This window comes from Methanolobus psychrotolerans, from assembly GCF_002243045.1.
GTDB classification, from domain to species: Archaea; Halobacteriota; Methanosarcinia; order Methanosarcinales; family Methanosarcinaceae; genus Methanolobus; species Methanolobus psychrotolerans.
Genome location: NZ_MBKP01000076.1, coordinates 1 through 3,428 on the forward strand (window position 1 = coordinate 1; position 3,428 = coordinate 3,428).

Annotated in this window: 4 protein-coding genes and 2 pseudogenes; 5 read left to right on the plus strand and 1 reads right to left on the minus strand. The window is 32.1% G+C overall.

Annotated elements, in window-relative coordinates; translation table 11 throughout:
• The 5 genes and pseudogenes from BB781_RS15915 to BB781_RS14840 form a co-directional block, all read left to right on the plus strand.
• Positions 1-378 (plus strand): annotated as a pseudogene (locus BB781_RS15915) (IS1634 family transposase); the annotation flags it as partial.
• 459 nt (positions 379-837) lie between these two features.
• Positions 838-1,029, plus strand: coding sequence for a hypothetical protein (locus tag BB781_RS14825; RefSeq protein WP_094229235.1), 192 nt, complete (start codon positions 838-840; stop codon positions 1,027-1,029).
• Positions 1,030-1,050: 21 nt separating this feature from the next.
• Positions 1,051-1,230 (plus strand): hypothetical protein, encoded by a 180-nt coding sequence (locus BB781_RS14830; protein WP_094229236.1) that lies wholly within the window; start codon positions 1,051-1,053, stop codon positions 1,228-1,230.
• A gap of 83 nt (positions 1,231-1,313) precedes the next feature.
• Positions 1,314-2,135: a hypothetical protein gene (locus BB781_RS14835; RefSeq protein WP_094229237.1), complete on the plus strand. Its 822-nt coding sequence runs from the start codon at positions 1,314-1,316 to the stop codon at positions 2,133-2,135.
• A gap of 70 nt (positions 2,136-2,205) precedes the next feature.
• Positions 2,206-2,724, plus strand: coding sequence for a hypothetical protein (locus tag BB781_RS14840; RefSeq protein ID WP_129582741.1), 519 nt, complete (start codon positions 2,206-2,208; stop codon positions 2,722-2,724).
• On the opposite strand, the pseudogene BB781_RS14845 reads toward BB781_RS14840, so the two are convergent.
• A pseudogene (locus BB781_RS14845) lies at positions 2,707-3,095 on the minus strand (IS1 family transposase); the annotation flags it as partial. The gene BB781_RS14840 and the pseudogene BB781_RS14845 overlap by 18 nt on opposite strands.
• Positions 3,096-3,428 lie beyond the last annotated feature (333 nt).

Genomic DNA, 3,428 nt, shown 5'->3' on the forward strand with positions numbered 1-3,428 from the left:
AACAGGATGGGAAAGTTTTTCCTGTTTTACAATGGAGAACGTGACTGGCTGGATTGCCTGACAGTTTACAGGGAAAGAGATGTTGTGGAAAAAGGATTCAAGGTGATGAAGAAGGATATTCAGTCACTCCCGCTAAACACACATAAGGATTCAACAACAAAAGGATTCATTTTCATCTGCTTCATTGGACTGATGATCAGAATGAGGTTACTGAAAATGATGAAGGAAACGGGTATTATCGAAGACCATACAGTAGAAAGTTTACTTTTAGAGCTTGAAAAGATAAGGAAAATCGAAATGCAGAATGGGGAAGTGATCGTTACAGAACTCACAAGGAAGCAAAAGGAGATATTGGGGAAAATGGAATTATGCGCTTAAAAAAGCGGAAGTCGGGCTTAAATTCTTCTCGGATACGAAGATTATAAGACATCCATGTATAAAAATGGATAAGAACCCTTACGTAGACAAAGAATATTTCAAATGGAGAACAAACTATCTGAGAAAGCAGAAACAAGTTTTGTTGGAGTAAGTGTCACGAAAGTCTAACAGCTGCCTGATACAGAAAGGGTTACAGAATGCTTGAGCCGTATGAAGGGAAACTTTCATGTACGGTTCTTAGAAGAGGGAGGGCGAGTAATCGCTCTTTCTTATTCGACAAATTAGCTTTAATACTAATATTTGTTAGTACAAATCATCTATATTTATAGAAGGTTACCATTACTAAAAATTAATTGTCTGTACTAGAATTATTTTTAATGTTGTATTAGTCAGCATCTTTGATTCTCAATAAAACTTCATCTAATAGATATTCAAGTTTAATCAGTCAGGAGAATTAATGTGGAATTTGAAAATAGAACACCAATAAAAGAAGTTGAGATGAAAACAATTAGCGATCTTGGACACATATCCCATATCCGGATTTCATGGAAAGAATGCTTCAAGTTCTGGTTTTCATTTGCTATTGTAGTTACAATTACTTTAGTAATATATATAGTATTTTTGAATATATTTGAGAATTATGTATTTTGATTTGTAAAGGAGGTGGAATATATGGAACTTGAAAATGAAGTGTTGAAAAAAGATACTGAAATGGAAACAATGACTAACATTGAGAATGTCACAAATATCCAGCTTCCATTGAAAGATTACTTAAAATTCTGGATCTCATTTGCGACTGTAGTTATAGTGATACTTATTTTAATAGCTTCTTTTTCTGTCAAACCACTCTGATTTTGAGATATATGGGAACTTGAATTTGTTTTTTCAGAAAATGCATATGAATAAAAAGTAATATTATTTTAGAGGTTGAAAGAATGATATTATCTAAAGTTTTAATTTTATTAACGATAGTTATTTTGAGTGTAGGGATAGTTGCAGGAAATACTTCTAATGAGTATTCATATTATGATGAAGATATCAGGGATCTTAATGTAAGTTTTGAGGATGTAAAAAAGGACTCTCGGATAATAGCTACATACGGTATATTACCACGTTTTAAAACCAAAGAAGAAAGATCTGAATGGCTGGATGTGCTTGCAGAAACCATGGAAAGTGTGGTGGACGATGAAATTGTTCAAATGGAAATGATAATACAGTGTGAATCAAAGGCTGAGAATGTAAACTGTAATGACATTAATTATACTACTTTCATGGATCTGGATAAAGTTGCACAGGCAAACAAAATTGATATTTCAAACAACATGCTTCAATATATGACGGATGATGAGCTTAATCCAACTGATTATCCTACGGTAGTGAGTTTGGAATATGTATTTTGGGGTTTCGGAGAAATTTTCATAAACTCAAATTCAGAAATCAATAAATCCACAATGAATTCCATATATAATATTTTTAAACAGAAAGGAAAAGAGAATGGAATTGAAGATTTCCCTCTAGTTTTTGTCTCTGTAGATATAGATTGTGATAATCAGCTTGAACAAGCTTCTGTTAAAGGAGTAGATCCACAAAATGTCGAAAGATATGGAGTTTACATGAGACCTGCTCAACCCGGAGTATTAATTGGAGCTAATAAAAGTACGTCACAAGAACCAGAATATGGCACTCTTGGATATGCAGCTATAGATGGAAAAATATTAATTGAAGCCAGTTCTCGCTCAGTTAACGTTCTTGTGTAGAGAGATATTAAAACGGGATCAATAACAATAGAAAAGATTGAAAATATGAACAATGAAGAAAGTGAAAGGGATGAAAACGATGAAGATGAATGATCATGTATTCATATCCACAGAATTCGTATTTGCTGATATCTGGATTTCTGATGAAATCCATACTCATTTATCGCTTAACCAATTTATAGATACTATTCAAGAAAATTTATCAGAATATAACAGCTACAATGAGAAAAAGAAAAAAATAATGCTCAGAAATAATTTTGCTATGAAAATAATAACTGCAAAATTAGATACTGAAAACAAATTCTCATTGGAATTCGTTAGGTATTATCATAGATTTTATGCGGCATATATTGTAATTGCATTAATAGCTTCATTTGTTATTGAATTTTCAACTCCTGGTGTTAAGCCAGGTTTTTTTGCCCTTGTAATATTTTTGATTCCAATTCCTTTAATATGGATGATTTTTGAAACAGTAAGAGGTATAAAAGGAATTAAAGAATTCGATTATTCAAAGGAAGCTGAAAGGTTTTACTTTGAAATACTTAATGCAGTAAAAGAAAAAGAGGCATTGTTAACTAAACATCGCTAGTTCTTTATTTCTGTACTTCATTAACAGGAGAACAGAGTATCTCAACATTTCAAGACTCTTTGTATAACACTTAGACTTTCTTCTCAATCTTGCCAGGAAATGCCTGAATATGCTGTTATATCCTTCTACTGTATATGTTTCAGCTTTGGATCGAGTATGAATGGCTTCTGGAAGAAACTTTGCATATGCCTTCCAGTGATCAGTCATGACTTTTCTTATCTCTTTTCCCTCTAATATGTTCCAGAGTTGTCTTCCAGTTTCTGTGCCTCTGCTACCAAAAGAGCAGTTGATGAACCTTTTCCCAATTCTATCAACAGCAATCCAGATCCAGCAATATTTTTTTTGTTACCGATATAAGTGTGCATCTCATCTGAGGCTTAACCATTTTCCTCTAAAATACTTCTTTTCTCTTAATCTCTTCTTAGAATACTTTTTTCTGTAAAAATTTGCATAAACATAACTTAAATCAAAATCTAACCTATATAGAAAGGATTATACCTAATTAAAGCTATATTATGTTTGCAATCGTAAAAATAACTCGTAAAAAGGTATAATCCATGATTAAGATTACTGGCAAGGGATATAAGAAAGTATTGCTTCAATTATGTGACTTTACAGAAAATTGTGAAGTAAACAGTATAAGTTTGAAAAGTGTTAAAGGCATAAGAGAATACGAAAAATTATTTGGAAAAAAGATAGAGGCC

Coding starts and splice junctions, on each gene's coding strand:
- BB781_RS14830 (WP_094229236.1), top strand. CDS start 1,051: ATGGAACTTGAAAATGAAGTGTTGAAAAAAGATACTGAAATGGAAACA.
- BB781_RS14835 (WP_094229237.1), top strand. CDS start 1,314: ATGATATTATCTAAAGTTTTAATTTTATTAACGATAGTTATTTTGAGT.
- BB781_RS14840 (WP_129582741.1), top strand. CDS start 2,206: ATGAAAACGATGAAGATGAATGATCATGTATTCATATCCACAGAATTC.